Origin of the sequence: Albidovulum aestuarii, from assembly GCF_029961185.1 — a bacterium.
Lineage (GTDB): Bacteria > Pseudomonadota > Alphaproteobacteria > Rhodobacterales > Rhodobacteraceae > Albidovulum > Albidovulum aestuarii.
The window spans coordinates 334,988-352,557 of sequence record NZ_JASBQQ010000003.1; the positions used below are offsets into that span (position 1 = coordinate 334,988).

General features: G+C 64.0%; 17 protein-coding genes. 14 read left to right on the forward strand and 3 right to left on the reverse strand.

All coding sequences use genetic code 11. The features are described from left to right. Positions 1-9 precede the first annotated feature (9 nt). The 14 genes from sdhA to QKW60_RS09770 all read left to right on the forward strand — a co-directional run bounded on the left by sdhA (position 10) and on the right by QKW60_RS09770 (position 13,891). Positions 10-1,812 (forward strand): succinate dehydrogenase flavoprotein subunit, encoded by a 1,803-nt coding sequence (gene sdhA / locus QKW60_RS09705; RefSeq protein WP_282368362.1) that lies wholly within the window; start codon positions 10-12, stop codon positions 1,810-1,812. Beyond that, on the forward strand, positions 1,812-2,186 hold the full coding sequence (locus QKW60_RS09710) for a hypothetical protein (protein ID WP_282368364.1): 375 nt from the start codon (positions 1,812-1,814) through the stop codon (positions 2,184-2,186). The genes sdhA and QKW60_RS09710 overlap by 1 nt, the downstream gene beginning before the upstream one ends. Next, positions 2,186-2,512 (forward strand): hypothetical protein, encoded by a 327-nt coding sequence (locus QKW60_RS09715; protein ID WP_282368366.1) that lies wholly within the window; start codon positions 2,186-2,188, stop codon positions 2,510-2,512. Before QKW60_RS09710 ends, QKW60_RS09715 begins: the two co-directional genes overlap by 1 nt. Next, positions 2,509-2,823 (forward strand): hypothetical protein, encoded by a 315-nt coding sequence (locus tag QKW60_RS09720; RefSeq protein WP_282368367.1) that lies wholly within the window; start codon positions 2,509-2,511, stop codon positions 2,821-2,823. The genes QKW60_RS09715 and QKW60_RS09720 overlap by 4 nt, the downstream gene beginning before the upstream one ends. A 3-nt stretch (positions 2,824-2,826) precedes the next feature. After that, positions 2,827-3,603: a succinate dehydrogenase iron-sulfur subunit gene (locus QKW60_RS09725; protein WP_282368368.1), complete on the forward strand. Its 777-nt coding sequence runs from the start codon at positions 2,827-2,829 to the stop codon at positions 3,601-3,603. A gap of 138 nt (positions 3,604-3,741) precedes the next feature. After that, on the forward strand, positions 3,742-4,893 hold the full coding sequence (locus QKW60_RS09730) for a WD40/YVTN/BNR-like repeat-containing protein (RefSeq protein WP_282368369.1): 1,152 nt from the start codon (positions 3,742-3,744) through the stop codon (positions 4,891-4,893). 151 nt (positions 4,894-5,044) lie between these two features. Continuing rightward, positions 5,045-5,287, forward strand: coding sequence for a hypothetical protein (locus QKW60_RS09735; RefSeq protein WP_282368370.1), 243 nt, complete (start codon positions 5,045-5,047; stop codon positions 5,285-5,287). 86 nt (positions 5,288-5,373) lie between these two features. Continuing rightward, positions 5,374-6,267: a LysR family transcriptional regulator gene (locus QKW60_RS09740; protein WP_282368371.1), complete on the forward strand. Its 894-nt coding sequence runs from the start codon at positions 5,374-5,376 to the stop codon at positions 6,265-6,267. Positions 6,268-6,391: 124 nt separating this feature from the next. Then, positions 6,392-7,834, forward strand: a complete 1,443-nt coding sequence (locus tag QKW60_RS09745) for an aldehyde dehydrogenase family protein (protein WP_282368372.1) — start codon at positions 6,392-6,394, stop codon at positions 7,832-7,834. A gap of 5 nt (positions 7,835-7,839) precedes the next feature. Beyond that, positions 7,840-8,853, forward strand: coding sequence for a membrane dipeptidase (locus tag QKW60_RS09750; protein WP_282368374.1), 1,014 nt, complete (start codon positions 7,840-7,842; stop codon positions 8,851-8,853). Positions 8,854-8,891: 38 nt separating this feature from the next. Continuing rightward, positions 8,892-10,445 carry a BCCT family transporter gene (locus QKW60_RS09755; RefSeq protein WP_282368376.1) on the forward strand — a complete coding sequence of 518 codons (1,554 nt, stop codon included), beginning with the start codon at positions 8,892-8,894 and terminating at the stop codon, positions 10,443-10,445. An 82-nt stretch (positions 10,446-10,527) separates the two neighbouring features. Next, positions 10,528-12,225: a hypothetical protein gene (locus QKW60_RS09760; RefSeq protein ID WP_282368378.1), complete on the forward strand. Its 1,698-nt coding sequence runs from the start codon at positions 10,528-10,530 to the stop codon at positions 12,223-12,225. Continuing rightward, positions 12,222-12,860, forward strand: a complete 639-nt coding sequence (locus QKW60_RS09765; RefSeq protein ID WP_282368381.1) for a DUF3726 domain-containing protein — start codon at positions 12,222-12,224, stop codon at positions 12,858-12,860. The genes QKW60_RS09760 and QKW60_RS09765 overlap by 4 nt, the downstream gene beginning before the upstream one ends. 11 nt (positions 12,861-12,871) lie before the next feature. Beyond that, on the forward strand, positions 12,872-13,891 hold the full coding sequence (locus QKW60_RS09770; RefSeq protein ID WP_282368383.1) for an Ldh family oxidoreductase: 1,020 nt from the start codon (positions 12,872-12,874) through the stop codon (positions 13,889-13,891). A gap of 28 nt (positions 13,892-13,919) precedes the next feature. On the opposite strand, the gene QKW60_RS09775 is transcribed toward QKW60_RS09770, so the two are convergent. From QKW60_RS09775 to QKW60_RS09785, 3 genes are read right to left on the reverse strand one after another with little or no spacing between them, the layout of a single operon-like run. Beyond that, positions 13,920-14,522: an amino acid synthesis family protein gene (locus tag QKW60_RS09775; protein WP_282368384.1), complete on the reverse strand. Its 603-nt coding sequence runs from the start codon at positions 14,520-14,522 to the stop codon at positions 13,920-13,922. A 12-nt stretch (positions 14,523-14,534) separates the two neighbouring features. After that, entirely contained in the window at positions 14,535-16,619 is a 2,085-nt protein-coding gene (locus QKW60_RS09780; RefSeq protein ID WP_282368386.1) for a CoA transferase, read from the reverse strand. Then, the gene (locus tag QKW60_RS09785) at positions 16,616-17,425 is read right to left on the reverse strand and encodes an alpha/beta fold hydrolase (RefSeq protein WP_282368387.1); all 810 of its coding nucleotides are present in this window, start codon (positions 17,423-17,425) and stop codon (positions 16,616-16,618) included. The genes QKW60_RS09780 and QKW60_RS09785 overlap by 4 nt, the downstream gene beginning before the upstream one ends. Between the last annotated feature and the right edge of the window lie 145 nt (positions 17,426-17,570).

Below are 17,570 nucleotides of genomic sequence, written 5' to 3' on the forward strand. Positions count from 1 at the left end.
GGACTGAACATGACCGCATATACTTACGAAACCCATGAATATGACGTGGTCGTTGTTGGTGCCGGCGGCGCTGGTCTGCGCGCGACGCTTGGCATGGCCGAACAGGGGCTGCGCACGGCCTGCGTGACGAAGGTCTTTCCGACCCGCTCCCATACCGTCGCTGCCCAGGGCGGCATCGCGGCGTCCTTGTCGAACATGGGCCCGGACCACTGGCAGTGGCACATGTACGACACGGTAAAGGGCTCGGACTGGCTCGGCGATACCGACGCGATGGAATACCTCGCGCGGGAAGCGCCGAAGGCGGTCTATGAGCTGGAACATTACGGCGTGCCGTTCAGCCGCACCGAAGAGGGCAAGATCTATCAGCGCCCGTTCGGCGGCCATACGACCGAGTTCGGCGAAGGCCCCCCGGTGCAGCGCACCTGCGCTGCCGCCGACCGCACCGGTCACGCGATCCTGCACACGCTTTACGGCCAGTCGCTGAAGCACAATGCCGAGTTCTATATCGAGTATTTCGCGCTTGATCTGATCATGACCGATGGCGTCTGCACCGGCGTTGTCTGCTGGAAGCTCGATGACGGCACGATCCATGTCTTCAACGCCAAGATGGTGGTGCTGGCGACAGGCGGATATGGCCGCGCCTATTTCAGTGCGACCTCGGCCCATACCTGCACCGGCGATGGCGGCGGCATGGTGGCGCGCGCCGGGCTGCCCCTGCAGGACATGGAATTCGTGCAGTTCCACCCGACCGGCATCTATGGCTCGGGCTGCCTGATCACCGAAGGCGCGCGCGGCGAGGGTGGCTATCTGACCAACTCCGAAGGCGAGCGGTTCATGGAACGCTATGCGCCGACCTACAAGGATCTGGCCAGCCGCGACGTTGTCAGCCGCTGCATGACGATCGAGATCCGGGAAGGGCGGGGTGTGGGCCCGAACAAGGACCATATCCACCTGCACCTGAACCACCTGCCGCCGGAAACGCTGGCGCTGCGCCTGCCGGGTATCTCGGAAAGCGCGCGCATCTTCGCGGGCGTCGATCTGACCAAGGAACCGATACCGGTCCTGCCGACCGTGCATTACAACATGGGTGGCATCCCGACGAACTATTGGGGCGAGGTGCTGGCCCCGACGAAGAAGAACCCCGACGCCGTGGTTCCCGGCCTGATGGCGGTGGGCGAGGCGGGCTGCGCTTCTGTGCACGGCGCCAACCGGCTTGGCTCCAACAGCCTGATCGACCTTGTCGTCTTCGGTCGCGCCGCCGCGATCCGCGCGGGCGAGGTTGTGAACCCGAAGGACCGTAACCAGCCGGTCAATACCGCCGAAGTGGACAAGGCGCTGTCGCGCTTCGATGACCTGCGGAACGCCGACGGTGCTGTGCCGACCGCCGATCTGCGCCTTGAGATGCAGAAGACCATGCAGGCCGATGCGGCCGTCTTCCGCACCGACAAAACGCTGGCAGAGGGTGTGAAGAAGATGGGCGCGGTGGCGGCCAAGATGGGCGACCTGAAGGTCACCGACCGCTCGCTGATCTGGAACAGCGATCTGATGGAGACGCTGGAACTGGCGAATCTGATGCCCAACGCGCTGGCGACGATCACTGCGGCCGAGGCCCGCAAGGAAAGCCGGGGCGCACATGCGCATGAGGATTACCCGAACCGCGACGACAAGGAATGGCGCAAGCATTCGCTGGCCTGGGCCGATGGGGCGAAAGTCAAGCTCGACTACCGCCCGGTCCATCTTGATCCGCTGACGACCGAGAAAGAGGGCGGGATCGACCTGAAAAAGATTGCGCCGAAGGCGAGGGTTTACTGATGAGGAAACGGATCGTCATTCTTCCGCTGGCCCTGACACTGGCGCTGGGCGCTTGCGTTCAGGAACGCCCGAACATTCAGACCGCCGACGGGACGCTGTCCTACACCAAGAAAAAATCCGGTGCGGCGGTTCTGTCGGGCGGGGCGGGCTATCACGGTGCCTATCTGCAGGAGACCCCGAACAAGCCGGCGCCGGAGAAAAAACCCGAACCCGTGGTCAAGGCCGCGCCGGGCAAACTGCCGCTTCCGGCGGGTTATGCGCTGCTGCCGGGTGATGAGGAACTCTGGCCGACTTTGACACGCGAACAGCAGGAACGCGCGCTGTTGTTCCTGAAGGACGGCTCCACCATCCGCGCATCACTGAGGACCGACTGATGACCATACGCTTGCTGACGGCCCTCGCTCTCGTCACGTCTCTGCCGGGCTGCGCCGGTGTGATCGTTGCCGATGCGAGCAAGAACGAATCCCGCGCGGCCATCGCCAAAGTGATGGCCGAGGAACGCCCCGGCATCGACGCCGAGGCGGCCGGCAAATGTGTGCAGAAGGCGATGACGCTGGTCGAAACGGTGCAGCTTGGCACCGCCGACAACTACAAATCCGTCTCAACAGCCAACCGTGAACGTATCCGCACCTATGCGGCCCGGGCTGAGGCGGTTGCCTGCCTCGATGCGCTGCCGGTGACGGAGGAGGTCGCCGGGTGACCTTGCTTGCGCCCCATATCGGCTTGCTTGGTGCGCTTGCAATGCTTGCGCTCCTGGCGGCCTGCGGACCGATGTCGGTCGAACGGGCGGAGGAGGCCTGTTACGAACGCGCCCGTCTTGCCGCCGGTCCGCGCGGCATGGTCGCGGTGGGAACCGGGTCGGGCGGACCATCCAGCAAGGTGCGGCTGACGATCTCGTCCGAATGGCTCCAGGGCAAGGATCCGGCCGAGCTTTACAATTCCTGCGTCTATCGAAAATCCGGTCAGCTTCCGCGCCGACCGCTCTATGACCGCCCCGGTTGGAAGGGATAAGACATGGTCCAGTTCACGCTTCCCAAGAATTCGAAGATCCGCACCGGCAAGACCTGGCCGAAACCGTCGGGCACGAATATCCGCAAATTCCAGATTTATCGCTGGGATCCCGATACGGGCGAAAACCCGCGGGTCGACACCTATTTCCTCGACATGGACCAGTGCGGTCCGATGATCCTCGACGCGCTGATCAAGATCAAGAATGAGATCGACCCGACCCTGACCTTCCGCCGGTCCTGCCGCGAAGGCATTTGTGGGTCGTGTGCCATGAATATCGGCGGGATCAATACGCTCGCCTGCATCTATGGCCTCGATGAGGTGAAGGGCGATGTGAAGATCTATCCGCTGCCGCATATGCCGGTGGTGAAGGACCTGATCCCGGATCTTACCCATTTCTACGCCCAGCATGCCTCGATCATGCCGTGGTTGGAGACGAAGACGAACCGCCCGGCCAAGGAGTGGCGGCAGTCGATCGACGACCGCAAGAAGCTCGACGGTCTCTATGAATGCGTGATGTGCGCCTCCTGCTCGACCTCCTGCCCAAGCTATTGGTGGAATGGCGACCGCTATCTTGGCCCGGCAGCACTTCTGCACGCCTATCGCTGGATCATCGACAGCCGGGATGAGGCGACGGGCGAGCGGCTGGACGATCTGGAAGATCCGTTCAAACTTTACCGCTGCCACACGATCATGAACTGCGCCAAGACCTGCCCCAAGGGACTGAACCCGGCCAAGGCGATTGCCGAGATCAAAAAGATGATGGTCGAACGGGTGGTGTGAGGCGGTAGGGTCACGATATAACCGGTTTTGGTTGATCGGGCCCCGCGAACGGCCACAGCGACAGTCCCAACTTCGGGCCGCTATGCGGCTCGGATGGCCTGTGTTAGCCTGTTATGGCGAAACAGGAGAGGCACGCCAATGTCGCGGGACATTACGCTGCTTGTCGGAACTACCAAGGGGCTGTTTCTGGTCGGCGTTGGCGAAGGCGGATGGTCCGTCTCCGGGCCCCACTGCGGCGGCTGGCCCATAAACCATGCGGTTGGCGATCCGGAAACCGGCATGATCTGGGCCGGGGGCGGCGGGGACTGGCATGGCGCGGGTGTCTGGCGGTCGGACGATGGCGGCCAGAGCTGGAAACTGGCGAAACTCACCAAGGGGCAGATGGACGACTGGGCCGCGAACGATCCCGGTTTCGCCGAGATGATCGGCTGGACCGGTGAAGAGCCTCAGTTCGGCCCGGATTTCGCACAGGTCTGGTCGCTGGGCCTTGCCCATGGCCGCCTTCATGCGGGAACCAAGCCCGCCAGCCTGATCGCCAGCGATGATGGCGGCATGACATGGCAGAAGGTGGAGGGGCTGACCGATCATCCCTCGCGTCCCGACTGGAACGGCGGTGCGGCCGGGCTTGTTTTGCATACCATCGTGGCGGACCCTGACAATCCGAAGAAATTCTGGGTCGGTATCTCTGCTGCCGGTGTGTTCGCGACCGAGGATGGCGGCGCGACCTGGGACCGGCGCAACCGGCTGTCGAATGCCGAGGACTGCGGCCATCATGACCATCCGGCGGCGCCGCGCGATGGCGAAATGGGACATTGCGTTCACAACATGATGCGGGCGCCGGGCGGGGGCGATGTGCTTTACCAGCAAAACCATCACGGGGTCTGGCGGTCCTCCGATGGCGGGCGCAGCTGGGACGATATCACGGAGGGCCTTCCATCCACCTTCGGTTTCCCCATCCGGGTTCATCCGCGCGACCCGGACACGATCTGGACCCTGCCGCTGAACGGCGACTCAGCGGGCCGGTTCCCGCCGGGCGCCGCCGCTGCCGTCTGGCGGTCGCGCGATGGCGGGCATAGCTGGCAGGCGATGCGGAACGGGTTGCCGCAGGAAAGCTGCTACTTCACCGTCCTCAGGCAAGCCATGGCGGGCGACATGCACGACCCGGCGGGCATCTATTTCGGCACCAATTCGGGGTCGGTTTTTGCCAGTCTGGACGAAGGCGATACATGGGACGAAATCGCCCGACACCTGCCGACAATCCTATCCGTGGAAGTGCTGGAACGCGGCTGAGACCCTTATCTTGCGGCAAGCGCATCCTATATCTGCCCAACGTGAACGGCGGCCCCTTCACGCGTGCGAAGTCGCGAGAATGGGCATTGGGCAGGGCCGGCAATGTTGAAATTTGGCGCCCCAAGCGTTGGGGCCCGGGAGTCGCCATCACATGGCTTTATTCGACCGCGACAGGATCAGGGCGCTTTGGAAGCGTGGCCGTAGGGTTCTGGTCCGGATCAACCAGAAGGTTCCGCCGGGCCTCCGTCTGCTGCTCGGCCTGCTACTGATCGTGGGCGGTATCCTGGGATTTCTGCCAGTGCTCGGGTTCTGGATGATCCCGCTCGGGATTGCGGTGGTCTGGCTAGATATTCGCGCGTTCCGGCGCATCCGGAATGGGCGCGGGCGCGGGTGAGGCATCGGCCCCGTCGCGCGGTTTTTACTGGCAGGAATTTCGGCACCACTTTATGTGGGGGATGAAAATTCAGATGAGCTGAAGTCATGAGCATAAAGATCGACATGTTACGCTGCTTCGTCGCCGTGTGTGATCACGGTGGGCTGGCCGGCGCGGCCGAGGCCTTGGGGCGGACGCCTTCGGCCGTGTCGATGATGCTGAAGCAGTTTGAGGAACACCTCGCTGCACCTTTGTTCGAGGGTGCGCGCAAATCACGTTTGACACCACTTGGACAGATGATCCATGCCGAGGCGCGGCGCGAGCTTGACCATTTTGCCCGCACCATCGCGATGATCGAAGGCCATTCGCGGGCGGAACTGGGATTCATCCGGCTTGCTGTCACGCCCTCGGTCGCCACAGCCGTTCTTCCGACCGTAATCCGCCGCTTCATGGCGGAACATCCGAAAGTGCGGGTCGATCTGCGCGACATGAACTCTTCCGCCGTGCAGCACGAATTGGAACGCGAACGCGCCGATATCGGTATCGCCACTCTGGGTCCGATGCCGGGTTTTGACCGCACACGGCTCTTTTCCGATGGGTTCGGAATTGTCTGCCGGTCTGACCATCCGCTGGCTGCGGAACGCGGCTCGGTGGACTGGGCGGATATCGCCGATCATGACCTGATCGCCAACGGGCTGTGCGATCTGATCCGGGAAGAGGCTTTCGCCCCGATCCTTGCCGCCTCGCGCCTGTCTGTGCCGAACACTGCCTCCCTTCTCGGCTTCGTGCGAGCCGGGGTGGGTATCACCATACTTCCGCGCCTCGCCGTTCTTGAGGAACGCGACGGATTGGTCTTCAGACCGCTCGCGGAAACCGCGGCACAACGCGATGTGCATGTTGTGTCTCAGCCGATGCAAAAACTGGCCCCTGCCGCGCGGGCGTTCCTCGCGGCGCTCGGCGATACCGGAATGCCGGGGATTCTGGACCGCCGCCCGTCCTGATTTCAGATTTCCTGAATAAAATTACAGTGCTTTCGGTTTGAGTTGAATCATCGCTTGCCCTTACTGTCGCGCTGGGGCGCTTTGCTGTCCCGATCTTTGACGAACAATCCGGAAAGGGCCGCCCGTGAACAAGAATTACATCGCCGGGGAATGGGTCGCAGGTGACAGCGCGATCGACAATATCAACCCTTCGGACCTTTCCGATGTGATCGGGCAATACGCGCAGGCCTCATCCGCGCAGCTCGACCGCGCACTGGATGCGGCGCGCGCAGCGCAAAAGATCTGGGCCGGCTACGGGCTGGAGCGGCGTCAGAACGTCCTGAACGCCATCGGCAACGAGTTGATGGCGCGGGCCGAGGAGCTGGGCACGCTTCTGGCGCGCGAAGAGGGCAAGCCTATCGTCGAGGGCAAGGGCGAGGTCTACCGTGCCGGGCAGTTCTTCACCTATTACGCCGCCGAATGCCTGCGCCAGATCGGCGACAATGCCGACAGCGTCCGTCCGGGTGTCGAGGTCGATGTCCGCCGTGAACCGGTCGGCGTCGTCGCAATCATCTCGCCCTGGAACTTCCCGACCGCGACCGCGACCTGGAAGATCGCGCCGGCGCTGACCTTCGGCAATGCCGTCATCTGGAAACCCGCCAACCTGACGCCCGCTTCGGCCGTGGCCCTGACCGAGATCATTTCGCGCCAGGACATTCCGGCGGGGCTTTTCAACCTCGTCATGGGGGCGGGCGGGGCCATCGGCCAGAAGCTGGTCGAAAGCACCGGCATCAACGCGATTTCGTTCACCGGTTCGGTGCCTGTCGGCAAGCAGATCGCGGCCTCGGCCATCGGCAACCTCACGAAGTTGCAGATGGAAATGGGCTCGAAGAACGCGCTGGCCGTCATGGACGACGCCGATATCGACCTCGCCGTCAGCCTTGCCGCCGGGGGTGCATTCGGCGGGTCGGGGCAGAAATGCACGGCCTCGTCGCGGCTCGTCGTGCATTCGGCCATTCACGATACCTTCGTGGAAAAGCTCGTTGCTGCCGCCAAGGCGTTCAAGGTCGGCCACGCGCTTGAGGCGGGCACCCAGATGGGTCCGGTGGTCAGCGAGGGCCAGTTGACCGGTAACCTTGGCTATATCGACCTTGGCAAGAAGGAAGGTGCCACGCTGGAATGCGGCGGTGAGCGGCTGACGATGAAGACCGAAGGCTACTACATGTCGCCCGCCGTCTTCACCGGCACGAAGAACGGCATGCGCATCAACCGCGAGGAGATGTTCGCGCCGATCACCTGCGTCATCAAGGTCGACAGCTATGACGAGGCGCTTTCGGTCGTGAACGACACCAATTTCGGCCTGACCTCGGGCATCGTCACCAAAAGCCTCGCCCGCGCCTCTCATTTCCGCCGCAACGCGCGCACCGGCTGCGTGATGGTCAACCTGCCGACGGCGGGCACCGATTATCACGTCCCCTTCGGCGGTCGCGGCGACAGCTCTTACGGCCCGCGCGAACAGGGCGCCTATGCGGCCGAGTTCTACACCACCGTCAAGACCGCCTATATCGCCGCCGGCAACCCGGAGTAAGGCCAATGACCTACCGCATCGATTGCCTGCAATACGCCAACTGGTCCGAAAAAATCTTCCGGCAGATGCGGGAAGGCGGGCTCGATGCGGTGCATGTCACCATCACCTATCACGAGAATTTCCGCGAAACGGTCCTGAACATCGAACGCTGGAACCGCTGGTTCGAGCAATATCCGGACCTGATCTTTCAGGGCCGCACCGGCGATGATGTGCGGCGGGCGAAGGAAACCGGGCGCACGGCGATCTTCTTCGGGGCGCAGAATTGCAGCCCGATCGAGGACGATATCGGGCTGGTGGAGGTCCTGCACACGCTCGGACTGCGCTTCATGCAGCTGACCTACAACAACCAGTCGCTGCTCGCGACGGGCTGTTACGAGGCCGAGGATATGGGCCTGACGCGCATGGGCCGCGAGGTTGTCGAAGAGATGAACCGCGTGGGTCTTGTGGTCGACATGAGCCATTCGGCCGAACGCTCGACCCTTGAGGCTATCGAGTATTCCACCCGGCCGATTGCCATCACCCATGCCAACCCGTCTTTCTGGCATGCGGCGAAGCGCAACAAATCGGACCGGGTGCTGAAGGCACTGGCCGAAAGCGGCGGCATGCTGGGCTTTTCGGTCTATCCCCATCACCTGCTGGGGGGAAGCGACTGCACGCTGGAAAGCTTCTGCAAGATGATCGCACAGGCAGCGGAACTGATGGGGCCCGAACGGATCGGCATCGGCACTGACCTGTGTCAGGACCACCCCGACAGCGTCGTCGAATGGATGCGTACGGGGCGCTGGACCAAGAAGATCGATTACGGCGAAGGCTCGGCTGCGGCACCGGGTTTCCCGGACATGCCGGAGTTTTACGGCGACAACCGCGATTTCGGCAATCTGGAGGCGGGCCTGCGCGCTGCGGGCTTCGATGCCGAGGGTGCTGCGAAAGTGATGGGCGGCAACTGGCTGCGCTTCTTCGATGAGAATTTCACACCGATTCAGGCGTCAGGGGACGCCGGAAAACGCGCCGCGGAATAGTCCCGGCACGACACTTTGGCCATTCCAAGGAGGGGAGAATGACCGAAATCACTGCGTCGCAAACAGCCGGGCGCGGCTTTGCGAGTGTCAATAAGCCACTGTTTGCGATCACAGCCGGGTTCATCGCGCTGTTCTGTCTGACGGCATTCCTCGATCTTGAGGGCCTGTCCTCTGCCGTCGATGCGGGCTTTGCCTTCTCGGCGAAGTATTTCGGTCTTTACTGGCAGATCCTGCTTCTGGCGACCTTCGTCATCGGCCTCGTTCTGGTGGTCCTGCCCGGCGGCAAGGCGGTGCTGGGCGGGCTCGACCGGCCCGAATTCACCGTGTTCCAATGGGGCGCGATGATCATGTGTACGCTTCTGGCGGGTGGCGGCGTCTTTTGGGCGGCCGGTGAGCCGATGGCGCATTTCCTCTATTCCCCTCCGCTCTTCGGCGGCGCGGGCAATACCGAGGCCGATGTGACGCCGGCGCTGGCGCAGGCCTTCATGCATTGGGGGTTTCTCGCCTGGGCGATCCTAGGGTCGCTGACCACCATCATGCTGATGCACTACCACTATGAAAAGGGCCTGCCGCTCGCGCCGCGCACGCTGCTTTATCCGGTGTTCGGTGACGCGGCGATCAAGGGGCCGATCGGGCTGATTGCCGACGCGTCCTGCATCATCGCGGTTGTCGCTGGCACGGTTGGACCCATCGGCTTCCTTGGCCTTCAGGTCAGCTATGGTCTTGGTGACCTCTTCGGTATTCCCGACACCTTCACGACGCAGGCGATGGTCGTTCTGGGTCTTGTCGCGCTTTACACCGTGTCGGCGATGACCGGACTGTCGCGCGGCATCCAGCTTCTGTCGAAGTTCAACGTGATCCTTGCAGCCGTCCTCCTGGCTTTCATGCTGATCGCCGGGCCCACCGGCTTCATCTTCAAGAACTTCTTTGGCGGCATGGGCACCTATATCGCCAACTTCATCCCGATGGCGATGTACCGGGGCGAAGCGGGGCTCTTCGGTGATCCGGGCTGGCTCGGCTGGTGGACGGTCTTCTTCTGGGGCTGGTTCCTCGGCTACGGCCCGCTGATGGCGATGTTCATCGCGCGCGTGTCGCGGGGCCGCTCGATCCGCTCCATCGTGATCATGCTGTCCATCGTCGCGCCGATCATCACCAACTTCTGGTTCACCATCGTCGGCGGGTCGGGCATCGCCTTTGAACTGGCCGAGCCGGGATCGGTCGCGACCGCGTTCGAGGGCTTCAACCTGCCCGCAGCGCTTCTCGCGATCACGCAGCAACTGCCGATGGGCTTCATCGTCTCGGTCCTCTTCCTGATCCTGACCACGGTTTTCGTGGCCACGACGGGCGACTCGATGACCTATGTCATCGCCATGGCGATGTCGGATAATGATCAGCCCGCAATGCCGGTGCGTCTGTTCTGGGGCATCGCGATGGGGGCGATGGCGCTTATCCTGATGCATACCGGGTCGGGCGGCGTCGGCAAGCTGCAAAGCTTCATCGTGATCACCGCCGTGCCGGTGTCGCTGGTGCTTCTGCCCTCGCTCTGGGATGCTTTGCGCATCACGCTGGCGAAGGGTCGCGGGGCGAACTGATCCAACAAACCGGGCGGTTCCGGTTTTGGACCGGGATCGCCCACCATCCAGGAAACGCGCGCAGATGAAATCAGGGGAACACATGGCACAGACAGCCGATCCACAGATACCGCGTCGCGATCCGAATGTCGTAATGACGCTGGCCCGCATGGGCTCATTCCACCAATGCCGCCTTTCCTTCATGCGGGTGCTCCTGCGCCGGATGAAGGCCGAGAACTGGCGGTTCGAGCGGCGCCTTTTTGACATCGATGCCAAAGGCGTCGGCCGTGCGGTCTATACTGCGCATGGGCCTGAGCGCAGCTATTCGCTGATCGCCTTCGCCAATGACCTGCCGCCGGAGAAACGCTCCGACCGGGTGATCGCGACCGAATGGGATGCGACCTTCACGCTTTTTGACGGCATCCCGACTGAGGCCGATATCGACCGCCTGTCGCGGAACATCCCGAAGCAGGAGGCAGGGCGGGTCACGGAAAGCGAACTTTCCGTCTCGCGCGCCAACCGCTCGGTCCGGCTTTTCGACTATCTCATCGATTGCCTCGCCGCCGGGCGACAGCCCGACCCGGAGCAGATCTGGGCGGTGGGCTACCTGATGCGCACGACGGCTGTCTACGGCTCGGGCAAGCTCGGCGCGGCCGACCGTGAAAAGACCGAAAATCGCCCGGAATTCCGCGCGCCCTTCCAGGTGGAGATGCTGTCGGTCTACCTGACCCGCGCCTTCGTTCTGGATTTGGTCGAGGAAATGGCCCGTCTGCGGTCGCCCGAAACCGCGGTGGTGCTGGACCCGGTCCTGCGCCGTAGCCTTGGCATCGGCAATTCCACCGGTCTTGGCATGGCGCCGTACCTCATCAACCATCCGGTGCTTCTGAACAACTGGATCGCCGCGCGGGAAGAGGCGTTGGCGCGGGTGCGGTCGGTCGCTTCGGCGAGCGAGGCCGAGGCCACCCGCTTCCGCGAAATGCTGGCCCGGTCGATCCTGAACATCTCCTACTGGCGTTCGGAACACCCGATGCAGCGGGAGAAGGTCATGGGCCTCGCCCGCGATATCGAGCTTCTGGCCGGTCATGTGGAGGCAGCGGGCCTTGCGGGCGGTCATCCCTGGAACGCGCTCTGGCGTTGGGGCGAGGCCAATCTGGGACTGGAGGCGCAGGAGCTTCTCGTCTCACTGATGATGGAACCCTACGGCCGCCTCGTCGACGACCTTCATATCTGCATGGCCGCCAACGAGGCCGCCGCGCATCGGATCGACGGGGCGATGCAGGTGGACGCGCTGAAAACCATCGTAGAGGATGTCTATGGCTGGGCGCTGACCACCGACTGGAGTGCGCAGACCGCGCAGGCGCGGGTCTGGTACACGTCCGAGGAAAAGCTGGAGCCGAGGCTCGGCGAGCGGTTCGAAGAGCCTATTGCGCTTTACGAGCAGCCACTGGCACCGGGCCGGGATGCGGCCGCGATGTATCGCGACCTGACCGTGATGGCGGGGGACGCCACGGTCGCGGCCTTCGTCCTCGCCCATCCCGAACACCGCCATATCGTGCGTCGCGCCCAGATCGCCGCGCGCTATCCCTATGCCGAGATCCGGGACAATACGATCTCCGCCGCGATGATGCCCATCGACCTTCTGCGCGCGAAACTCGCCTTCTTCGGGGCCAGCCATTTCGATCCGCGTTCTGATCGTTGGGTCCGCATCAACATGTATCGCGACGCGCCCTTTCCGCATGAGCTTGCATCGTCGGGTGATGATGACTGGGCCTACCCGCAGCTTGAGGAGGCCGCCCAATGACCTGGTCGCTGAACGAACTGGAAGCCATGTCGCGCAAGGCCGCGCGGGGCTGCGGCTTAAGCTGGGGGCTGGCGGAAGAGGCGGGACGCGCCAGCCGCTGGCTGGCCGAGCATGGTCTGCCCGCACCGCGCCTTCTGGCTGATCTTCTGGTGCAGAACGATGGGGTCGCCTATGGCGATCTTGTGCCGGATTGCGGGGCGGAGCCGTGGTCGGCCCATGCCGGGCGGCTTTGCCCGCTGATCGCGGGGGCGGCTTTGTCCGACCGGTTGCAGGCCATCGCACCCGGAGAGGCGATCCGGCTTGGCCGGTGCGCCGTTCCGGTCTTGCTGTTGCCTGCGCTTGCCAATGGTCCCGAAACATATGTCGTGGCATGGGATGGTGTGTCGGTCGGTGTTGGTCCCGATAGGGTGACCGTCGACGGTTCCGCTGAGGCGCTTTCCCTGCGGGAGACGGACTCCGTTAAGATCCGCCGGGGCGAGGCAGCGAAGGGGCGGACCCTGCCCGAAAAGGCACGATGCGACATCGAGCCGGACGCCATCGAAGTGCTGCAACGCTTCGCGCACCGCACATATGCGCCGGCGACCGAGGAAAGCCGTGCGGCTGGGGCCGGTGCGGGCCTGACTGACAACGACTAGGAGAGAACGATATGGCCGATACCGAAACGCTGAGCCTTGACGAGATCGAGGCGCTGGCCTTCGACGCCTTGGTCGCTGCCGGAACCCGCCCCGAAAGCGCACGGGCTTTGGCCAAGGCTACGGCCGATACCGAAGCCGACGGCATTTCCAGCCATGGCATGGCCTATGTCCCGATCTATTGCGAGCATGTGCAATGCGGCAAGGTCGTGGGCAATGCAGTGCCGGTCGTGGATCGTCCAAAGCCGGGCCTGATCCGTGTCGATGCGGCGAACGGCTTCGCCCATCCGGCGATTGCGGCGGGGTTCGACCTGCTCTTTCCGCTCGCCCGCGAACAGGGCATCGCGGCGCTCGCGATCCACAATTCCTACAATTGTGGGGTTCTGGGCGTCCATACCCGCGCCATCGCAGCGGCGGGCCTCCTCGGCATCGGTTTTACCAACGCGCCTGCCTCTATTGCCCCGGTCGGCGCGCGCCAGCCGCTTGTCGGCACCAACCCGTTCTCGATCGCCGCACCGGACGAGAATGGCGCGCCCGCAATCCTTATCGACCAGAGTGCGAGCGTGATCGCGAAAAGTGAGATCATGAAGCGCTCGCGCGAAGGGCTGCCCATCCCGGAAGGCTGGGCGCTTGGCCCAGACGGGCAGCCGACGACCGATCCCGCGATCGCGCTCAAGGGCTCCATGGCGCCTTCGGGCGGCTACAAGGGGGTTGGCATTGCGCTTCTCGTGGAACTGATGGCGGCGGCGATGACCGGGGCGACGCTTGGCGTCCATGCGAGTCCGTTTTCCGGCACTGCGGGCGGTCCGCCCGCGACAGGACAGTTCTTCATCGCCATCGACCCGGGCGCGACCTCGGGCGGAGCATTTGCTGACCGTCTGGCGACGCTGGTCGGAGAAATGCGTGACAGGCCCGGGGCGCATATCCCGGGCGAGGGCAGGGCGTCGGCCCGGCGCAAGGCCCTGAAAGGCGGCGTCGCGGTCAATGCAGCGACGCTGGCCAAGGTGCGGGCAATCCGCGACGGCGCGGCCTGAGGGACAGGGACGATGCCCGGCCGGTGATTCAGACCCCGGCCGGGTTTTCCACGTCCCGTCCAAGGGCGGCAAGATCGGAATAGCGGTCGCCGATCCGGTGATGCGGACGCCCGCCGGTCGCGGCCCCCAGAGCCACGACCAGTTCGTCATGGCCCGGCGCGTCGGGAATTGCGAACTGCACCGTCAGGTAATGCGACCGCCGCCCGCCGTCGTGCTTGTCCATCAGTGGGATCTGGATCTGGGTATTGGCGGGGCCGCGAGTATTGGTGAAACCGAGATAGGTCTTCGCCCCCACCGCCTCGCGGTAGAAATTGCCATAGAGCAGCGTGTGGATCAGTGCCGAGCCGTGCTCGAGCTCGCAATCCGTGCCGCAAAGCGCGGCCTTGCCATAAGCCTCGATCGCATCGCCTGAACCCGCAAGCGCGATCAGCCGGTCGGTCAGCATTTGACCAAGGGGCGGCGCCATGCGCCGGATCTCGGGCGCGAGGTCCTCAACGTAACCTTTTCCGTGCCATGGGTTTTTCACCACGGCGGCGACCCCGATCACCCGCAGGACCGGATTTGCGGCGCGGTCGCCGTCGCGGTGGATGTCCTCGTCATAGGTCACGACCTTTCGCAGTTCCGGCAGCATGCGTTCTCTCCTTCAGCTTCCCGTCACGCGACGGACTTTTCCTGTTGTCTCATTGCCCTGATAGATGCCGAAAGCCCCGTGGCGGAATTCGGCGGCATAGCGTTCAAGCATCGATCGTTCGGCGGTGTTGGTGACACGGTCCCATGGCACCGCGTCGAGCGGGATCAGCACCATTCCAGCCGGCACCGGCCCGGTGACCTGCCCGTGATAGAAGATGCCGTTCATGCCCGTCTCGCGATCCTCGTAGACTGCATAGAGGAACTCAACCTCGGGGCGGAGGCCCTTCGCCGTCAGGTCGCGCCTGAGCGCCTCAAGATTCGGTGCGGGGCCCGGTGAGACGGGCACCGAAAGTGCACCATCGGCGCCCTCGCAGAGAAGAAGCCGACCGCCTTCAGTCAGCACCGCGCCGATCCGTGTGCCGCCCGTGGCGGAGACGGCCGAGACCAGCCGGTCCTCAAGCCCGATGGAGAAATAACTGCCCCGGAAGTAGCCGAGCGGATCGCCTTCGGTGACGCTGAAGTCAATCACCCGACCGATCAGAACGATATGGTCGCCCGCATCAACCAGCTTTTCCCGGGCGCAGGCGAACTGCGTCAGCGCCCCGTCGATCAGGGGCACATCGCCCGCGCCGGGGTGCCAGTCGCACTGGTCGAACTTATCGGCCGCGCGGCTGGCGAAGAGGCCGGAAATTGCCTTCTGTTCCTCCGCTAGCACGTTTACGGCGAAATGGTCGGCCTGCATGAAGGTTTCGCAGCTATGCGCGGTCTTGGCGAGGCAGACGAGCAGCAGAGGCGGGTCGAGCGACACGGAGGTGAAGGAGTTGGCGGTAAAGCCGCGCGGGGTGCCGTCGGCCTGCCGGGCGGTCAGAACGGTGACACCGGTCGCGAAGGCGCCAAAGGCGTTGCGCAGGGCTTTGGGGTCAACCGGCGCCGTCGCTGATTTTTCCACGAAGGTTGAATTATGTTCACCGAGCCGCGCGGGCGTGGCGGGTTTCGGGGCGGGATTGCGGGAAAAATGCAGGGGATTGCCGGCAACCCGCCAGTTCCGGTGACCGGGTTCGGCATGCGGCACCTCGGCGATCATGCCGCGTGCGGTGATATGGGGATCTGCGAAGATGTCGGCAACTGTGTTCACCGGGCCGAACGGGACAAGGCCGCCCAACGCATCGGCCAGTTCGGCCTTGCTGCGTGTACCGGTCCAGTCGGCGACCATGGCATTGACCTCAACCGCATGTGCCCGGCGGTCAGCACGGGTGGCGTAACGCGGATCGGTGCCGAGCGCCTCCTGCCCCATGGCCTTGGCCAGTTTCTGCCAGAAGGCGTCGTCAACGATCCCCAGGGCCACATGCCCATCCTTTGCCGGGAAGATGCCGAAGGGGGCCAAGAGCGGGTGGCCATTACCCTCCGGCCCCGGCACAGACCCGTCGAAATCGTGCTGATAAACCGCCCGTTCGCAGAGCGAGACCATCGCGTCATACATAGCGATATCGACGAACTGGCCCTGCCCGGTCGCTTCGGCCTGACGAAGCGCTGCGAGGATGCCGAAGGCCATGAGCGATCCGGCAAAGACATCGCCGATCCCGGGGCCCACCTTGGTCGGCGTCGCCGCATCGGGGCCGGTCACGGCCACCAGCCCGCCCATCGCCTGCGCCACCACATCATAGGCGGGCCAGTCCTGATACGGGCTTTGCCCCGAACGCGGATCGCCGAAGCCTCGGATCGCTGCATAGACAAGACGCGGATTGGTCTCGGCAAGGCTTTCGTAGGAAAGCCCCAGCCGCTCCATCACGCCGGGGCGGAAGTTTTCCACCACCACATCGGCGGTGACGGCCAGCGCGCGGAAAGCCGCCTTGCCCGCGTCGGTCTTCAGGTCAAGCTGCACGCTTTTCTTCGACCGGTTGAGGCTGACGTAATACCCCGCCCAGTCGCGCGCCGGATCGTCATCGCGGAACGGGCCGTTCTGGCGGCTGGTATCGCCGGTCCTGTCCTCGATCTTGATGACTTCTGCCCCGTGATCGGCCAGCATCATCGTGCAATAAGGCCCCGACAGCATGCGCGATAGGTCGAGAACGCGGATACCCTTGAGGATGCCGGTCATGGCGTCGCCCCCAGATGCCGGTCAAGAAAGGTGACCAGCGGACGGTTCACCGCCTCGGGCGCTTCGGCGAGGGCCATGTGGCGCAGGCCCGGCAGGATCAGCGCCTCGGCACCCGCGATCTCGGCCGCGATGGCGCGGGTCATCTCGGGGCCATTGCCGAAATCCTCATCGCCGGTGATCACCAGCGCAGGCGCGGTGATCGGCGGGATCGGGGCGACGATCTCGTCAATGCCGGTCGCAAGGATGCGATAGATCGACGGGTAGATCGCAGGATCGTTGGCCATTACCCAGGACCGGACAAGTTCCATCATGCCCGGATTGGCGGCGCGGTAGACATCGGTGAACCAGCGAACCAGTGCCGCCTCGACCGTGGCGCTCGGCCCCTCGGCCTTGGCCTGTTCGACACGGGCAAGGATCGCGGCCTGCGCGTCGGGCGTCCGCTTGTGCGGCGAATGCAGAATACCAAGCGCGGTAACGCGGGCTGGATGGTCCTGCGCGAAGCGCCGCGCGATCATGCCGCCGAGCGAAAACCCGACAATCGCCGCGCGGTCGATGGAGAGGTGATTCAGCAGATTTGCCAGCTGGTTCGACAGAGTCTTGAGCACTGGGTCAGGAGGCGGCGCGGCGCTGTCGCCGTGCCCAAACAGGTCATAGTTCAGAACCCGGTACTTTTTCGCCAGTTCCGGCACCAGCCACTGCCAGCAAGCCCGGTTCAGCCCCAGCCCGTGGATCAGAACCACCGCGGGCGCGCCTGTGGGGCCGGAGAGGTCATAGACGGTCCCATCCTGTGCTGTGCCGGTGGCCATTCTCCCCTCCTGCGGTCGCTTTTCAATCATGGGTGCCACCACCGGGTACAACCTCATCCGCATTTTTCGCCATGGCCTGACGAAAAATCCACGCCCACCCGTCCGGGCTCGGTCACTATGATGCGAGCAGAGCGGGAGGAGTGGC

Bases quoted from the DNA above. Each gene is read 5' to 3' on its own strand.
- sdhA (WP_282368362.1), top strand. From the start codon at position 10: ATGACCGCATATACTTACGAAACCCATGAATATGACGTGGTCGTTGTT.
- QKW60_RS09710 (WP_282368364.1), top strand. From the start codon at position 1,812: ATGAGGAAACGGATCGTCATTCTTCCGCTGGCCCTGACACTGGCGCTG.
- QKW60_RS09715 (WP_282368366.1), top strand. From the start codon at position 2,186: ATGACCATACGCTTGCTGACGGCCCTCGCTCTCGTCACGTCTCTGCCG.
- QKW60_RS09725 (WP_282368368.1), top strand. From the start codon at position 2,827: ATGGTCCAGTTCACGCTTCCCAAGAATTCGAAGATCCGCACCGGCAAG.
- QKW60_RS09730 (WP_282368369.1), top strand. From the start codon at position 3,742: ATGTCGCGGGACATTACGCTGCTTGTCGGAACTACCAAGGGGCTGTTT.
- QKW60_RS09735 (WP_282368370.1), top strand. From the start codon at position 5,045: ATGGCTTTATTCGACCGCGACAGGATCAGGGCGCTTTGGAAGCGTGGC.
- QKW60_RS09740 (WP_282368371.1), top strand. From the start codon at position 5,374: ATGAGCATAAAGATCGACATGTTACGCTGCTTCGTCGCCGTGTGTGAT.
- QKW60_RS09750 (WP_282368374.1), top strand. From the start codon at position 7,840: ATGACCTACCGCATCGATTGCCTGCAATACGCCAACTGGTCCGAAAAA.
- QKW60_RS09755 (WP_282368376.1), top strand. From the start codon at position 8,892: ATGACCGAAATCACTGCGTCGCAAACAGCCGGGCGCGGCTTTGCGAGT.
- QKW60_RS09760 (WP_282368378.1), top strand. From the start codon at position 10,528: ATGGCACAGACAGCCGATCCACAGATACCGCGTCGCGATCCGAATGTC.
- QKW60_RS09765 (WP_282368381.1), top strand. From the start codon at position 12,222: ATGACCTGGTCGCTGAACGAACTGGAAGCCATGTCGCGCAAGGCCGCG.
- QKW60_RS09770 (WP_282368383.1), top strand. From the start codon at position 12,872: ATGGCCGATACCGAAACGCTGAGCCTTGACGAGATCGAGGCGCTGGCC.
- QKW60_RS09775 (WP_282368384.1), bottom strand. From the start codon at position 14,522: ATGCTGCCGGAACTGCGAAAGGTCGTGACCTATGACGAGGACATCCAC.
- QKW60_RS09780 (WP_282368386.1), bottom strand. From the start codon at position 16,619: ATGACCGGCATCCTCAAGGGTATCCGCGTTCTCGACCTATCGCGCATG.
- QKW60_RS09785 (WP_282368387.1), bottom strand. From the start codon at position 17,425: ATGGCCACCGGCACAGCACAGGATGGGACCGTCTATGACCTCTCCGGC.